Source organism: Oleiphilus sp. HI0043 (assembly GCF_001634935.1).
The window spans coordinates 25,156-41,015 of the sequence record NZ_LWEY01001422.1 but is presented as its reverse complement, the minus strand read 5'-3'; the positions used below and the strand labels follow the sequence as shown (position 1 = coordinate 41,015).

The 15,860-nt window shown below is 42.9% G+C and carries 18 protein-coding genes; 13 read left to right on the top strand and 5 right to left on the bottom strand.

Annotated features, from left to right (window positions below):
• Nucleotides 1–131: 131 nt before the first annotated feature.
• The 8 genes from A3729_RS19910 to A3729_RS19880 all read left to right on the top strand — a co-directional run bounded on the left by A3729_RS19910 (nt 132) and on the right by A3729_RS19880 (nt 7,661).
• The gene (locus A3729_RS19910; RefSeq protein ID WP_068507501.1) at nt 132–1,085 is read left to right on the top strand and encodes a LysR family transcriptional regulator; all 954 of its coding nucleotides are present in this window, start codon (nt 132–134) and stop codon (nt 1,083–1,085) included.
• A 50-nt stretch (nt 1,086–1,135) separates the two neighbouring features.
• Entirely contained in the window at nt 1,136–1,702 is a 567-nt protein-coding gene (smrA, locus tag A3729_RS19905; RefSeq protein WP_068507499.1) for a DNA endonuclease SmrA, read from the top strand.
• 230 nt (nt 1,703–1,932) lie between these two features.
• Complete coding sequence (locus A3729_RS19900; protein WP_068507497.1) at nt 1,933–2,424, top strand: (2Fe-2S)-binding protein; 492 nt, start codon at nt 1,933–1,935, stop codon at nt 2,422–2,424.
• A 10-nt stretch (nt 2,425–2,434) separates the two neighbouring features.
• Nucleotides 2,435–4,687 (top strand): molybdopterin cofactor-binding domain-containing protein, encoded by a 2,253-nt coding sequence (locus A3729_RS19895; protein WP_082865120.1) that lies wholly within the window; start codon nt 2,435–2,437, stop codon nt 4,685–4,687.
• 1 nt (nt 4,688) lies between these two features.
• Nucleotides 4,689–5,693 (top strand): XdhC family protein, encoded by a 1,005-nt coding sequence (locus A3729_RS19890; protein WP_068507492.1) that lies wholly within the window; start codon nt 4,689–4,691, stop codon nt 5,691–5,693.
• 176 nt (nt 5,694–5,869) lie between these two features.
• Nucleotides 5,870–6,445, top strand: coding sequence for a hypothetical protein (locus tag A3729_RS19885; protein WP_068507490.1), 576 nt, complete (start codon nt 5,870–5,872; stop codon nt 6,443–6,445).
• 31 nt (nt 6,446–6,476) lie between these two features.
• Nucleotides 6,477–6,632 carry a hypothetical protein gene (locus tag A3729_RS31780; RefSeq protein ID WP_156490323.1) on the top strand — a complete coding sequence of 52 codons (156 nt, stop codon included), beginning with the start codon at nt 6,477–6,479 and terminating at the stop codon, nt 6,630–6,632.
• A 114-nt stretch (nt 6,633–6,746) separates the two neighbouring features.
• Nucleotides 6,747–7,661: a DMT family transporter gene (locus tag A3729_RS19880; protein ID WP_068507487.1), complete on the top strand. Its 915-nt coding sequence runs from the start codon at nt 6,747–6,749 to the stop codon at nt 7,659–7,661.
• A 67-nt stretch (nt 7,662–7,728) separates the two neighbouring features.
• On the opposite strand, the gene A3729_RS19875 is transcribed toward A3729_RS19880, so the two are convergent.
• Nucleotides 7,729–8,433: an SIMPL domain-containing protein gene (locus A3729_RS19875; RefSeq protein ID WP_068507485.1), complete on the bottom strand. Its 705-nt coding sequence runs from the start codon at nt 8,431–8,433 to the stop codon at nt 7,729–7,731.
• A 122-nt stretch (nt 8,434–8,555) separates the two neighbouring features.
• On the opposite strand from A3729_RS19875, the gene A3729_RS19870 reads away from it, so the two are divergent.
• Nucleotides 8,556–9,812 (top strand): valine--pyruvate transaminase, encoded by a 1,257-nt coding sequence (locus tag A3729_RS19870; protein WP_068567122.1) that lies wholly within the window; start codon nt 8,556–8,558, stop codon nt 9,810–9,812.
• Here the strand turns inward: A3729_RS19870 and A3729_RS19865 are convergent.
• Complete coding sequence (locus A3729_RS19865) at nt 9,809–10,816, bottom strand: AraC family transcriptional regulator (protein ID WP_068510326.1); 1,008 nt, start codon at nt 10,814–10,816, stop codon at nt 9,809–9,811. The genes A3729_RS19870 and A3729_RS19865 overlap by 4 nt on opposite strands.
• A 115-nt stretch (nt 10,817–10,931) precedes the next feature.
• Between A3729_RS19865 and A3729_RS19860 the strand changes: the two genes are divergently transcribed.
• The 3 genes from A3729_RS19860 to A3729_RS19850 all read left to right on the top strand — a co-directional run bounded on the left by A3729_RS19860 (nt 10,932) and on the right by A3729_RS19850 (nt 13,113).
• Nucleotides 10,932–11,837 carry a sterol desaturase family protein gene (locus A3729_RS19860; RefSeq protein WP_068510320.1) on the top strand — a complete coding sequence of 302 codons (906 nt, stop codon included), beginning with the start codon at nt 10,932–10,934 and terminating at the stop codon, nt 11,835–11,837.
• A 64-nt stretch (nt 11,838–11,901) separates the two neighbouring features.
• Nucleotides 11,902–12,777, top strand: a complete 876-nt coding sequence (locus A3729_RS19855; RefSeq protein WP_068553365.1) for an endonuclease/exonuclease/phosphatase family protein — start codon at nt 11,902–11,904, stop codon at nt 12,775–12,777.
• A gap of 117 nt (nt 12,778–12,894) precedes the next feature.
• A complete protein-coding gene (locus A3729_RS19850; protein WP_068508004.1) occupies nt 12,895–13,113 on the top strand; it encodes a hypothetical protein in 219 nt (72 codons plus the stop codon).
• A gap of 38 nt (nt 13,114–13,151) precedes the next feature.
• Here A3729_RS19850 and A3729_RS19845 read toward each other — a convergent pair whose 3' ends face one another.
• The 3 genes from A3729_RS19845 to A3729_RS19835 form a co-directional block, all read right to left on the bottom strand.
• Nucleotides 13,152–13,535 carry an MmcQ/YjbR family DNA-binding protein gene (locus A3729_RS19845; protein WP_068508006.1) on the bottom strand — a complete coding sequence of 128 codons (384 nt, stop codon included), beginning with the start codon at nt 13,533–13,535 and terminating at the stop codon, nt 13,152–13,154.
• Between the two features lie 15 nt (nt 13,536–13,550).
• On the bottom strand, nt 13,551–14,285 hold the full coding sequence (locus A3729_RS19840) for a DUF3108 domain-containing protein (RefSeq protein WP_068634336.1): 735 nt from the start codon (nt 14,283–14,285) through the stop codon (nt 13,551–13,553).
• Nucleotides 14,286–14,381: 96 nt separating this feature from the next.
• On the bottom strand, nt 14,382–15,146 hold the full coding sequence (locus tag A3729_RS19835; RefSeq protein WP_068510315.1) for a YciK family oxidoreductase: 765 nt from the start codon (nt 15,144–15,146) through the stop codon (nt 14,382–14,384).
• A 242-nt stretch (nt 15,147–15,388) separates the two neighbouring features.
• Between A3729_RS19835 and A3729_RS19830 the strand changes: the two genes are divergently transcribed.
• The gene (locus A3729_RS19830; protein ID WP_068510313.1) at nt 15,389–15,814 is read left to right on the top strand and encodes an SRPBCC family protein; all 426 of its coding nucleotides are present in this window, start codon (nt 15,389–15,391) and stop codon (nt 15,812–15,814) included.
• The last annotated feature ends 46 nt before the right edge of the window (nt 15,815–15,860 follow it).

The following is a 15,860-nucleotide window of genomic DNA, read 5'->3' as shown; positions in this document are numbered from 1 at the left end:
TAAATTTTGATGCTTTTATTGTAGTGCTGTTCCTATTTTGGTGTTAATAGGCTAAATTTAGAAATAATGTTCCGTATATGGAATGTATGCGGCTAACTCTAAATGCGAGAGTAAGAGAAGGGTACGAATTGATGCAAGACTTAAATGAAATGGCGATATTTGCAGTGGTTGTCGGATCGGGAAGCTTCACCAAAGCAGCGGACAAACTTAAGCTACCTAAATCTACCGTAAGCCGAAAAGTGAGTCAGCTCGAAAAGCGTATAGGTGTGCGACTTATTAATCGTACAACACGCAACTTAAAGCCGACAGAAACCGGTAAGTTGTATCATGAGCATTGCGTCAAAATGCTTGAGCAAGCTGAAGAAGCTGATCGTGTTGTTAATAATATGCAAGCTGAGCCAAGCGGTACGCTCAGGATTAGTACGCCGCTGTCTTTTGGTACACCTTTCTTCATCAGCACGATTAAACGATTTATGGAGCAGTATCCAAAAGTTAATGTCGAGATCTTCTCCGATGACAAACTGGTTGACTTACTAGAGCAGGAAATCGATGTGGCTTTTCGAATTGGCCCATTATCTGATTCTAGTCTGGTAGCACGAAATCTCGGAACCGCGCGATTGTCACTGTGTGCTTCTCCTGAGTATATTGCTAAAAACGGCATCCCTAAAACGATTCAGGCTATCGAAGATCATACCTGTGTCTCTCACCCAGCATCCGCTTGGGCTTTTCAAACGAATAACGGTATATACGAGTTTGAACCAAAGTCTCGCCTAGTGGCTAATGACATGGAAGTGCTGCGTCGAATGGTTATAGAGGGGGTTGGTGTTGGCGCTTTACCTCAGATTATTATTAGTGAAGATGTCAGGGCGGGGCGTTTGGTTACGCTACTTGAAGATGCACCATTTCAGGAAAGAACCTTTTACCTGGTTTATCCTAGCCGTAGAGAGCCACCTTCGAAGGTTATGGCCTTTACAGATTTTATTTTCTCAAGTTGTAAGCCGGTGCCACCATGGGAAACATTGAAGGAAGTATTTAATACGAATAAGAACTTGGAAAGTGTGCAAACTGCACTTGGCGAATCCTAGGTTTTATAATAGTATTTTTGGGTCAGAATTGGTTATGAGTGAGTACGGCAATGAGTGATGATGAGTTATTTGCAGAAGAAATGCAGGGAGTTACTCGTTTTGAAAGTAGCAAAATTTCTTCAAACAAAGTAGAGGAAGAAACACCAGGAAAGCGTGTTAGGCGCAAACTTGCCGTTGCCGATAAACTTACCGTAGATCCTCTAGCCTCCACCGAAGTGCCTATGCTGAAATCAAATGACATACTTGATTATAAGCGCGATGGTGTCCAGCACGGTGTGTATAAAAAACTAAGGATGGGGCGCTATGAATTAGATGCACGTTTGGACTTACATCGAATGACCGTTGAACAAGCAAGGCGCGAAGTATTCCGCTTTATTGATGAGTGCTCCAGGTACGAGCTTAGAGCAGTTATTATTTTACATGGGAAGGGAGATCGAAATCCTGACAAACTTGCCTTGTTAAAGAGCCATTTAGCGATTTGGCTTCCTCAACTAGACCAGGTAATAGCCTTTCATTCTGCTCAACCGCAGCATGGCGGCACTGGTGCAGTCTACGTAATGCTTCGCAAGGGTGACACTGCTAAACAAAATAATAGAGAGCGTCACGGACTACGTTGAGTCAACAAATCTTAATAAAGTGTAAGTGACTCTAAGTTACTTGGGTGTTAGCATCTAGACGTTAAAAAAATAATAAGATCTTACGTTCGGCGCTGGCCGTGTTTTGATCGCATTTAAAATACTTCTTGCCCTAAGAAGTATAAAAAATAATTAGCATTACTAAGTTCAACTATTTCTATAAAAACTATCTATAGCTTTGGCCAGACAAAGCTTTCTAGCTAGGAGGCAGAATGAAACTCAAGATTAATGGCGCGCCCATATCAATCGACGTCGAGCCAGATACGCCACTCCTTTGGGTGATTCGTGATGAGGTTGGTCTAAAGGGCACCAAGTTTGGTTGTGGTGCGGGTTTGTGTGGAGCGTGTACTGTTCATCTTAATGGTGTCGCCATTCGCTCTTGCATTACCCCTGTTTCGTCAGTGGAAGGCCAAAATATCTCTACCATTGAAGGATTGGCCAGTAAAGATGGTCAGTTGCACCCGCTACAAGAAAGCTGGATTAAACATAACGTACCGCAATGTGGTTATTGTCAGCCTGGACAGCTTATGTCCGCAGCCTCGCTCTTGAAAGCTAATGCAAACCCTAGTGATGAAGATATTGACAATGCGATGTCCGGTAACCTTTGTCGCTGCGGTACTTATTCCCGAATCAAGGCTGCCATTAAAGACACTGTTGCATCACAGCAAATTGCTGCCGATCTATCCTACAAAGCAAAGGTATGAAGCGCTCATAATGCATTCTAATCTCATGAACAAATCTAAAGAGCTTTTACCTGATACAGCGATAAATCGTAGGGATTTTCTTAAAGTTGGTTTAGGCGCTGCTGGCGGCCTTAGCGTGGCGATAACATTGCCAGGCTGCAGTACGCTAAGAAACAATGAACTATCAAATACTGGTAGCTGGTTGGCTAATGCCTGGCTCGAGATACGGCCAGATAACTCTGTGATCTTCACTTTAGATAGAGTAGAGATGGGTCAGGGCACTTACACGGGTATTACAACGCTGCTGGCTGAAGAGCTAGATACCTCACCAGATACTATTCAGGTTGTTTTTGCCGGGGCAAACGCAGCTTATCGCAACCCGGATTATGGCTTGCAGCTAACCGGGGGTAGTAACAGTCTTTCAAGCAGTTGGAGCCAGATTCGCGAGGCAGGGGCTGCTGTACGGACTTTATTGCTACAAGCAGCGTCAGAAGCATTTGCGTTACCACAAGATAACTTAGAGTGCCGTAATGCTTATGTCAGCGTTAAGTCTACCGGCAAAAAAGTGAGTTTTGGTGCTTTGGCTAAACTAGCTTCTCAGCAAGATTTACCGCAGGAAATAAAGGTAAAAGAACCGGCTCAATTCAAGTACATAGGGAAATTCGACGCTCGACTTGATGCAGCTGCAAAGGTAAAAGGGGAAAGCGCTTATGGAATCGATGTTGAATTGCAGGATCTTAAATACTGCGTTGTAGAGCGGGCTCCGAAATATGGGGGCAAACTTAAGTCTGCGAATATCGAAGTCGCTCTTCAGCAGAAAGGTGTTGTCTCGGTTCTTGAGGTTTCCCGTGGTATAGCTGTCGTCGCAAACTCCTATTGGCAAGCAAGGAAAGCATCAAAAGTACTAGAGGCGCAGTGGGCATTTAGTGAAGAGAGTGTTGAAACTAGTGATGCAATCAGCAACCTATATCTGGATAAGCTTGCAAATGATTCCGGCAAATCTATTCGTCAAGACGGCGATACAGCGGAGCTTCTCGAGGCTGATGGCCATATAGAAGAGTTTGAGTTTACAGCGCCTTTTCTTGCTCACGCCACCATGGAGCCAATGAATGCCGTTGCAAGGGTTAGCAAGGGGAAGGCGGAAGTATGGGCTGGAACTCAAGCCCCTGACGTAGCACAAGTTGCAGTCGCAAAAGCGACCAATATCGATCTGGACAATGTAACTATTCATAACCAGTTTCTAGGGGGTGGCTTCGGTAGACGCTTAAGTCAAGATTATATTGCCGAGGCTGCTGAGGTTGCGGAAAAAACCGGACTGACAATTAAACTGGTTTGGTCCAGAGAAGAAGATATCAAGCACGATTTATTTCGACCAGCAAGTTTGCACAAGGTTCGGGCTGCGCTCGACACTAAAGGCCTACCTGTCGCCTGGGAGCATCAAATTGTCGTGCCCAAGATTATGGATTGGTATGTATGGGACGCTTCACCAGCTATGTTTCCTTGGGCGCCTGAGTTTATGTACCCAATGCTGGGGCATGCCGGGCTAATGACCGAGGGAACGCCAATCACTCCAGCTGATACTTCGCCTTATGAAGGTGCTGCCGACTTTCCTTATACGATACCAAATATCAGTGTTAAGCATATCAAGGCCGATGCTGGCGTACCGATAAGCTACTGGCGTTCAGTTGGCCACTCATTTAACGCTTTCGTTGTGGAGAGTGCAATTGATCAGTTAGCTCAGTCAGCTGGACTAGATGCATATCAGTTCCGCAAACAGTATTTAGGTAATTCACCGCGACTACTTAAAGTGTTGAACCTGGTTGCAGAAAAAGGTGGGTGGGGGCGTACGCTGCCTAAAGATGTCCACCAAGGTATCGCTGTGCATAAGTCTTTCGGCTCTTATGTTGCGCAACTAGTTGAACTTAAAGTTGAATATGGACAAGTTAAGCTTCTGACGGTGCATTGTGCCGTAGATTGCGGCATGGTTGTAAACCCTGATATCGTTACAATGCAGATGGAAAGCGGAATTATATTTGGTGCGACTGCCGCACTCTATGGAGAGATTACTTTTGCTGAAGGTGAGGTTATGCAAAGTAATTTTCATGACTATCCTTTGATGAGGATGAATGAATCTCCAGATATTAAAACTTATATTGTCCCGTCAGACGACTCGCCAAGCGGTGTGGGCGAGCCTGGCTTGCCACCGATTGCACCAGCAATCGCTTCTGCTTTGTATAAAGCTACGGGTAAGCGATTTAACTCTATGCCTTTTAAGCTAAGTTAATATGTATGAACAAAACAAGCATGTATTGAATTCGATTAAAGAGTGGCTAGCTCGTGACGAAAAGGTCTTTTTGGTAACGGTTGTTACAACATGGGGAGCTTCCCCTCGTCCGCCCGGTAGTCTGTTTGCCTATAACTCAAGTTTAGGTATGCAAGTAGGTTCTTTGTCAGGTGGTTGTATTGAAGACGCTCTAGTTGAACACCTAAGCCTTGGAAATACCCAATACCCCTTTATCAAAGTCTTTGGTGATCACCCTGATGATGCGCAGCGTTATATGCTGCCTTGTGGCGGTACAATGTCTCTGCTCATAGAGGCCTTGGACAACACTCACCTTTCATACATCTCAAAAATTATATCTACGCTTGATTCCAGGAAATGGCTTAAGCGTGAAGTTTGTTTAGATACTGGTCAAGCAGATATTAGAGTCATGAATCATAAGGAAGCGCATGACATCGATAAGGTTAGTCTCGATAATGCTCGCTTCACTCATGTGCTCGGCCCGATCTATCAAGTACTAATCGTAGGTGTGGGTGAGGTTGCAAGGAATCTCTTGAATATTTTAAAGGCGATCGATTTCCATGTTGAGCTCTGCGATGCGCGTAGTAACGTGGTTGATAGGCACGATGCTAAAAGCTGGGATACTCCGCTGCATCTTTGCTTACCAGATGATCTGATAAAAGAGCGATTTTCTGATTCCTATTCTGCTGTGCTGGCTTTGGCTCACGACCCAAGAGTTGATGATCTTGCGGTGATGGCGGGTTTGCATAGCCGATGCTTTCTGGTCGGCGCAATGGGGTCTCAAAATACTACCAGCAAGCGTTTGCAGCGGCTGCGCACCCTCGGTTTCGCTTCTGAAGAATTAGCAAGGCTAAATGCGCCAATTGGATTTCCGATTGGCAGTAAGCTACCTGCTGAGATCGCTGTATCTATCGCTGCGCAATTAATTCAGGAAAGGAACAAAGTTTCCGCAAAAATGATTGACTCACGGCGCCTTTGTTCAGGATGAGTAGCATATATGTAATCAAATGAAACTGCTGTTACCTGGGCTTACAAATCAAAAGTTAAATAATGTTATTTCTTAATTTGCTGTGCTTAATCTCATTTTAAAGTGAGTCAATATTTGCCAGACTTAGCTCAGTTAATTTCCAGTCTTAATTTATTATTGGTATCAGGGATTCATAGGTGAGCCAATTAGCTCTTTATAATCAATTTAATTTGCGAGCACCGCTAAAAGTTTCGGACGATCATGCTATTCAAGTAGCAGAGCTAGCCGAAGATGGAATTTATTTTGCTCAGCACGACATTCTCACAATGCTGCCCAATACGAGCCCAACTGGAGACCAGCTGCTTAAGCTTTACGAAGAGCTGGTTGAGAATGTAAAGCGTGAGCATAATTATTTATATGCAGATATCGCTCGTATTCATGAAGACGATGTTCATGGCGTGGTATTGCGTAGTCAGTACATTTCTGAGCATACGCACAACGAAGATGAAGCGCGCTTCTTTATTGAGGGGGCAGTACTCGTATATATCCATGTTCAGGAAAAGATACATATACTTCAATGTGGGGCTGGAGATTTATTGATTATTCCAAAAAAAGTTAAGCATTGGATGGACATAGGTCCGCAACCTCATTTTACTGCCATCAGGTGGTATAACACTCGTGGAGGCTTACAGACCGAGTTTACTGGTTCTTATGTTGCTGAGTCTACACCTCGCTGGGAAACTATTTATAACGACTCGAACTCTAAGCGTTGACAATAAGCTAAAAGCCCTCCAGTATTGGCTTATGACTACTATTAATCAAAACACAGCACCTGCAATGAAAGATCTCATGCTTTGTGCCTATGCCTTAATCGCTATTCGTGGTTTAGGCAAGGTTGCCAGCATGCGATGGTGTGTGCGCGCCCGTATGGCAATGCTCGCTGTGTTTCTGAAGAAGTAGTCTGTTTTATAAGCCTTTCAAGTCACAGCAAGAAAATGCAGTGACTTATCGTTTCACCCACCTTATATCGCTGTATTTTCTTTAATTAAACTAACTATTAAAAGAGGATATAGCATGTCTGTGCCCGTGGCGTATGCCACCATTATAATAATCTGGTCGACTACTCCCTTAGCTATTCAGTGGAGCAGTGAAACGATAACGCCCATTAGTGCAATTACGCTGCGAATGTTGTTAGCGGCCGCTATCGGCTATGCGATCTTACGCCTTTTTAAGATTAAACTCTCGTGGACAGCGCGAGCTATTAAAGTTTATGCCGCTTCTTTGCTTGGCGTTTTTCTGGCCATGCTGTGCACTTACATAGCGGCGGCATACGTACCTTCGGGCATTATTTCGGTGATTTATGCACTATCTCCAGTGATATCTAACTTGTTATCACATGTGTTGATTGGCTCTGCTAAGTTTACTCGCGCACGCTGGTTTGCTTTTGGTATATCTTTTTCTGGGCTTTTGCTGATCTTTAAAGATGACTGGGTGGTGATGGACAAAGGCTGGTTTGGCTTATTATTGCTTTTGTTAGCTGTCAGCTTATATAGTCTTGGTGGCGTGTTAGTTGAAAAGCAGAAGTTTAAGGCACACCCATTAAGCATTACGGTAGGCACTTTATTACTATCGGTGCCGCTATTTATTGCAGCATGGTTTGTGATGGATGGTCAGCTTCCGTACCTTGATTGGGGAACACGTTCGCCATGGTCTGTTTTGTATCTAGCGATAGCCGGCTCACTATTGGGCTTTGCATGTTACTTTTTTATTATTAAAGAGCTGGGTGCAACGGCTGTTGCAATGGTGACTCTGATGACACCTGTTTTTGCTTTGGCTTTGGGTGCCTTTTTTAATGGTGAACACATTAGCGAAGTAATGCTAATCGGTACCGCGTGTATCCTTTCAGGGTTAGTTCTTTATTACTGGAGCGCTTCAGAGCGTAAGCTTGATAAGCATAAAAATAGTGAGTCTGTTGAAGTTGCGGGCTGAATGAGGCACCGGCGATTCAGGTTGAATTGCCGGTGTTATATGCTATTTGGTGTCGTATGACTAGTGCTTAATCGATTGAAAATACTGCGCTAATGGTCGCATTGTATTCAATTTCTTTTTGCTGGTAGGTATTACTTTGGCTGTCGCTCATTTCAGCACTCATTGCCATGGCGCGCATTTGTGGGGCTGGTCTTGCTTCGTTGCTAACATGCTTTACATTTAAAATTTTCCCCAAGCTTACTTCGAAGCCTTGGGCAATGGTAGCTGCTTTATTTTTTGCTTTATTAATTGCTTTGTTTAAGGCTTTGCGTTTTAGCTTCTGTTTGTTCTTAAGTGTGAATCTTATACTCCCTAGATGAGATGCTTCTGTGCGGGTGATGTCTTGGATAAGAGCCTGGAGTTGCGCAAGATCATTTAGTTTAAACTCAATTTTGCGCGTAATTTGATTACCTTTGAAATCTCGCTGGTTATTTCGGTATTCGTATTGTGGGTGTAATTGTGTATTGCTTGTGTCGAGGGAGTTCTCTTGAATATCGTATTCTTCTAGTTTTGACAGGAAAGGGCGGACCAGCTTGTCGACGGCTCTTCTCGCTTTTTCTGCTTCAAACTTTGTTGCAGAGAAAGTAATATTAATTATGGCTTGATCGGGCAAGGACTTTGCGCTTGCTGTCGTGCTGACTTCGATAAAGGGTAAGTCAGAATGCGTTTGATCATGGGCCAGGCAAAGACTACTTACTAAGAATGAAAACAAAAAAAGTGATATGAATCGCATGCTTGTGCTCCGTATTAATATTTGGTGTATACCTATACCAGTCTAGTCATTAAAGTTGTAGTTACCATAGGTTCATTCCATCGCAGCGAAACCATTGTTCACGTTATTAGGTGTTTATATTTATGAAGTTCTCAAGTTTCGGCGATAAGTTTACCTCAAAGGCCGGCATTACAAGCTTAATGGAAGATCTTGGAAATGCCTTGGCTGGCGACTCAGGTTTAATCATGATGGGGGGAGGCAATCCTGCGCATATTCCGGAAGTGCAGGATTATTTTAAAAATAGATTGCTGGAAATTGTTGAGTCTACATCCGATTTCCAGCAGCTGATCGGTGTTTACGATCCACCACAAGGCAATTTGGACTTCATTAAGTCACTCGCTTCATTACTTAAAGCTGAATATGGCTGGGATATAGGCCCGCAAAATATTGCTTTAACAAACGGCAGTCAAGCAGCATTCTTTATGCTCTTCAATTTGTTTGCAGGGAAGTATTCAGATGGTAGTAGTAAACAGGTTCTGCTACCACTTGCTCCCGAATATATTGGCTATTCCGATGCGGGTTTGGTTGAAGATTTTTTTATATCAAACAGACCAAAAACTGAGGAAATTAACGCAGAGACATTTAAATACCATATCGACTTCGAGAAGTTCCAAATTACTGAAAGCACGGGAGCGATCTGCGTATCTCGCCCCACAAATCCGACGGGAAATGTGATTACAAACTCAGAGATGAGTAAGTTAGACCAGTTGGCACGTGAACATAAAGTACCATTGATTGTTGATGGTGCTTACGGCACGCCTTTTCCAAACCTTATATTTACTGATGCAGAACCAACCTGGAACCAAAATATTGTCCTGTGCCTAAGTCTCTCTAAATTCGGTTTACCTGCTGCACGTACAGGAATCGTTATTGCGGATGCGCCGGTAATAAGCGCTTTATCGGAAGTTAATGCGATTATGAATTTGGCGACGGGTAGCTTCGGCAGCATAATGGCGAAAGATTTAGTCGACAGTAAAAGAATACTCACCTTAAGTAATGAGGTAATAAGACCTTACTATTTGTCTAAAGCTGAAAGAGCGCGCGACCTTTTATGTGAGTTACTTCAGGGTCTGCCTTTCTTAATCCATAAAGTAGAAGGTGCAATGTTTATTTGGTTATGGTTGAAAGATTGCCCCTTAAGTAACCAGGAGTTGTATGAGAAGTTGAAAGACAAAGGTGTATTAATTGTATCCGGGCATCACTTTTTTCCGGGCTTAAGTGATGACAATTGGAAGCATAAATCCGAATGCTTACGAATAACCTATTCACAAGATGATGTTCTGGTCGATAAAGGGCTTCGTATCATCGCTGATGAGATTAAAAGGGCATATTCTGTCTAAGACAGGTAGCGCTTTTGATACTGAAGCGGTGAACACTTGTACCACGTAGAAAATGCGCGGGTAAAACTACTTTGTTCGCTATAACCTAGCAGCAAGGCAATTTCGGAAAGCGTCAGTTTCGGATCTTTTAGGTAATTTATTACCATCGATTTTCTTATTTCCTGAAGAATATCTCTAAAAACTTTACCTTTTGATTTTAAGCGACGATGAAGCGTACGCTCAGACATGTTGATTCGCGAAGCGACGGTATTCGTATCAGCATCACCCTCATGTAAGCAGCGAATAATCGTATCGGTAAGTTCGGCTATAAAGGTGTCGCAATCTGGTAGGCTTATTAGTAAGTCTTCTGCTTGTTTGCCTAGTATGCCGTGAAGTGTGATATCAGAGTGCGGAATTGGAATATCTAGATCACTTACCGAGAAGGCGATAGACAACTTTTCTTGCTGACTGTAAACAGGACAACAAAAATAATTTTTACACGATTTAGCTCGGTCATCACTTAAAGCTTGCGTAAAGTGAATGGCTGAAAGATTTAATTTTTTCGGGAAAATAATCTCATTAACTATCGTCACCATTGCACTAAGTAATAATTCGTCGGAACATTGGCTTGAATAACCGTAATCCGGGTTCCACACCAGGCAAAATGAATTGTCAGGATTTAGTTCCGTGTGTGCAAGACTTCCTGCGTAGATCAAGCCCTGAAATCGTTTGAAGCAAGCTAACGCTTCACCCACGTTTCTGGCCGTGCGAAACAGGTAGCCGAGTACGCCTACATGCTCAACCTTTATATACCTTCCTATTTCAAGGCCCAACGCGTCGTATGGCGTTAGCGCTTCTAATTCTTCTAATAAACGCCACCATTGTGCAAAAGACATATGTTGCTTAGCGGATAAATAGTCAAGCTTCTGTTCATACAACGGAAGACTAAGACCGCTTTGCTTAATAAAGGTCTGTAGGTATCCGACAACATCCCGAGAGATAAAAAAATCATTTAAAGAATTCATAAGCTGATTGTAATGGTGGCGCAGATTGTCAAAAAATATTATTGCTATGACAATAATAGATGCTGCTTGTGGAATAAACTAGCTTTAATTACTGATTAGTTTGAAGGAGCAATTCATGAGCGACTTACTACATGCCTTGGGCTTTATTATGCTTTTTGGCAGCGTGTTTATATCAATTATTTGTCTTGAGGCTTGGTACTGGCATAGGAAGGGAAGAAAAGATGCCTACCATTTAAAGGAAACGCTAACGAATATTGCAACCGGTGGGATTTATAAAATATTCGATGGGATTGCTATTGCCCTGTTTATTCAGGCATTTTATGAGTTTGTTGCTCAATACGGGTTTCAGTATAAAATTGAAGATGGTTTGTTGAGTTACCTATTCCTATTTATCGCATGCGATTTTTTCTTTTATATCTACCACTACGGTATGCATAAAATACGTTGGTTATGGTCAATACATGTAACGCACCATTCGTCTAAAATTATGAATTTTTCTACCGCTTTGCGCCAAAACTTTTTAATGGATGTTAATTTTGGCTGGATGATCTGGTGGTTGCCACTAGCAATCATTGGCTTCGACAAAGATCTTGCTTTAATTGCGATTGAATTAAGCCTGTCTTATCAATTCTTCCTTCATACCGAGCTTATTGGAAGGTTGGGAGTATTTGAAAAGGTTTTCAATACACCTTCGCACCACAGGGTTCATCATGGCTGCAAACCGGAGCAGATCGATACAAACTTTGGTGGCGTGTTAATAATCTGGGATCGCTTGTTTGGAACCTTCGTAGATGAGCGTGATGCGGGTAAGGTTGTTTACGGACTAACTGAGCGACAACCGACAACCCTGAATCCAATTCGCTTGAACCTGGATGAATTTATCCAGATGTTTAAAGATGTTATTCAATATAGGGACCTCAAGATATTCTATAAGTCTCCTGCTTATGTAAATAAGTATCAGTCGTCTAATTTGCATGACGAACCGCGCGATCAAACAATATCCGCTACAAATGTTCCGTAACCTTGTCGTAACGGTCTATAGGTTCTTGCTATGATGGAGGCTCGCAGAAAAGAGTGAAACCCTAATGGTAATTCGATCTATGATTATGGGGGTCTGTATATTGTGTTGTACAGGCTTAAACGCAGAGCTTCGCGTAATGACTTTAAATACCGAATGGCTATGGACCCCTTATGACGGTAAAGCTGACGGTAGTAAAGTGACGATACGAGACATGTCAAAGAAGGATTACCTAACTGAGCTGGCATTCTATGCGAAGCTTGTTAGAGAGCATAGGATAGATATTCTAGCGGTGTCAGAAATTGAAAATAAGTACGTTGCGATCGATTTGGCAAACCGTTTTGGCAAAGACTGGAAAGCGTATTTTACACAGGGAAGGGATACGGCAACGGGCCAAGATGTTGCCTTAATCAGCCGTTTGGAACCAGTCAAAGGTAGTTTAACAAACTACGGCTTCCCTTGCGGAAAAACCAATGGTGTCAAAAAGAAAAAGTGTCTGAGTAAGGTTGTCGGTGCACGCTTCTACTTAGATAATGCTTCCGGGGAGCAAGTCGCAGTTATAAGCTCTCATTTTCTATCGAAGCGAAATGATAGCAAGAGCAAGCGCTTAAAGCGTGAAAGCCAGGCATTGGCGCTGTCGAAAGCCGTTGAACGCGAAGCAAACGATTTTTCCTCGACTAAAGTCGCGAAGGTTATTGCTTTAGGGGATTTTAACGATACAGCGAACTCTACAGTGTTGAAGTTGTTACGAGCTAAAGGCTCCTTATTATCAGCCAGTAGTTGCAGAATGCAAGACAGTATAGAATCTCACTCAAAACCCAAGCACCGCAAGAAGTCTCTAGTTGACCATATTTTGTATCGTGGGTTGACCTGTCTTGATGATTACGCGGTGTCCACCGGCAGCTACTCAGATCATCCAGCGATTGTTGCTATTTTACGTTAACGCCAATTGCTAAGCTTGCAAGCGTTCAAATTGCTTAACTACTTAAATCTTTTGTTTGCGCAAGTATTATCTGCGATTATTATTCGGAGATAGAATTGTTTTAAGAGGGAGTGGTAAATGGTGCTGTTCTGGCCAATTCAGCAAGAGCTTGATTGCATAAGTAATAGCGGTCAAATTCTGGGTAAAATAAAATTTGACGGAGATAAAGAAGAGTACAGATTTTATCCCAATAATGAGTCGCTTGCCTTATCAGGCGCCGAGCAAACCATGATTAATGAGCGAATATCGGGTCTCGAGTCGGGGAAGTATATAATTCCTATGCAGGATGATGATTAATTTGCTGGCTGGTAAGAATACAGACTAGCCTGTCTTCGCTAATCTTTGTACAAAGCTTCTTTTCCATAACTCAGTTCCAAGGCTTGGCGTTCGGCTTTTCTCAGCTTTTTTACGACAAGTTTGTAGGAGTGGTCGATCATTCGTTCAATTTCACCGACAGGGATGCTTCCGTCAAGAATTACGGTATTCCAGTGGAGTTTGTTCATGTGGTAACCGGGCTTTACGGCTTCAAAAAGGTCGCGTAGCTCGTTTGCTTGATCTGGGTCGCACTTTAGGTTCATTTGGGCAATGTTGTCATTAACGCCAAGCGTAGCAAACATCTTAGCCTTAATTTTCGGAACCATAACATCTGGGCCAAAAGGGTAGTCTTCTCTGGCTTCAGGTTTTGATAGTAAGTACTGTTTTGCTGTCTCGTAGTTCATACGCTTCGCCCTTGGCTATTTAAATGTAACTTCTGTGCCGTTAACGTTAGCTGTCTCTAGATGTATTTCATACTCTTCTCCATCTTTCTCGATCTGTGTCATCTTGAGAAGAAGCATAGGGTATTTCTCTGAAACCCATAGGTAGGTCTGGCGTTTGCTGTCATCTGCGCGAACCTTTTTTACGACCAGCGCTTTGGCCTCACCAAGCTTTGTAGTAATTAATTCTTCACCGGTTTTTACGAACGTGCTGGGTCTAAGTTTTTTCTTATGTGCTATTTGGAAATCCAGACGAGGAGAGGGACTGTCTAGCTCTCGTAGAAGTTGCAACTGATAGCTAAGGCGGTCGTAGGTGTTACTGGGTATACCCGTAATTTCCCAGTCTGCGCCTTTGCTACGACCATTAACCATATCTGCCTGCCAGTCGAAATGGACCTTAGCTTTTCTATCTCGGCCAAACATGGGGCTAAGTCTATAGTTGTAGCCTTGTGGTAAAAGGCGGCCATCTTCGAAAGTAAACTGGGTGCTTTCGTTTATATCGGCTACAAAAGAGCGGACATTAAAACTATAGTGCCAGCGGTTTTCATCCATTTTCTTCAGATGTCTAGCAGCCTTGCCTTTGATTTTGATTCCTTTTTTTATATTAGCGCTATAGGTGGCGCTATGAGGAACCAATTCAAAGGAATGTGTGCTAAAGCTAATGCAGGATAGGCTGCTTAGTAGTAACAAGCTGGAAAGAAAGAACTTCATCATTATCTCTTACTTATATTGTTGCTGTTACTTTAGCTTAGCATTCGGTTCTAAAGGCGAGGTGGCCAATAGATTACCAAGAATTATAGGCCTTTTATGTTATTCGTTCGGTCTTGCGTTGGATTGAGCATCAAAGGCTTGGCCCGTTACTTTTTCGCTGTCTTTACCCATTAGATAGAGGTAAACAGGCATGATCTGTTCAGGGCTAGGGTTATTATGCGGGTTTTCTGCAGGGTATGCATCGGCTCGCATATTGGTGCGCGTGGCGCCAGGGTTAATGCTATTCACTTTAATAGTTTTATCTGTCCCATTTAGCTCATCAGCAAGTACTTGCATTAAACCTTCGTTTGCAAATTTGCTGACAGAGTATGCACCCCAAAATGCGCGCCCCTTTCTGCCAACACTAGAAGAGGTGAAAATAATAGAAGCATCTTCGGAGTTTCTAAGTAGTGGTAGCAGCGTCTTTGTCAGCATAAAAGGAGCGTTAACGTTTACCTGCATCATTTTGTTCCAAACAGGTACTTCGTATTGCTCAATACTAGTAAGAGACCCAAGCTGCGCCGCGTTGTGTAAGATGCCATCGATATGAGTGAATTCTGCTTCGATCGAGTTAGCAACGTCGATATAGTCTTTCTCGACAGCGCCTTCCAAGTTCATTGGAATTATTGCCGGCTTTGGGTAGCCTTTGGATTCAATCTCGTCATATACTTTTTCTAGCTTTGAAACGGTTCGCCCCAATAAAATTACAGTTGCTCCATGCTTGGCAAAGCTAAGTGCTGCGGTCTTGCCGATTCCATCACCCGCTCCGGTAACTAAGATGACTTTGGATTGTAGTAGGTCTTTCGGGGCTTGGTAGTCAAACATAGGGGTCTCATATTTACGGTTATATTGGAGGGCGTCGTCATTTCATGATGCCGCTTGCTAATTCTAGTAAAACCAAAGCGGCTTAGCTACAAGATTTCACGCCTATACTGTCTTTAGCGCTTAATTTCTTAAGTAGTAGCTTTTCGCTTTAAAGCCCGGAATATTTATATATAATGACTGGGGGTCACGGCTGTTTTGTCGTGCCGCTATCCATTATTAAATCGCCAAAAGGTAAGTGATGCATGTCTGTTAATACAATAAAAATGAAGCAAATTTTCAATGCGCCAGTCAGTGAGGTATTTGCCACACTTAGTGATCATAATACTTTCGGTAAGATTTGTGGTATCAATATGTCTAGAGTTGTTGATGGTGCTGATGGTGCTAACGGCTTGGGTTCGGTTAGAGAGATCAAGATCGGGATTTTACCGGGCTTTGAAGAAACGATTACTGAGTTTAAACCAGATGAGTTTATTCAATACAAAATCACTAAAGGAAGCCCCATTAAGAACCATGTAGGAGAGCTTAGATTTAGTGAGGAAGGCGGCGCTACAACGCTAGACTACACGATAGAGCTTGAGTCTAAGATTCCACTGACTACCAGTATTATTTCGAAAGGCCTGGAGCAGGGGATCTCTAAAGGCTTGCAGAAGTATGCGCAATCGTTATAGAGAGCAAGGCTCCTTTTAGTTAAACAAGGCCGCGAATTAGCGGCCT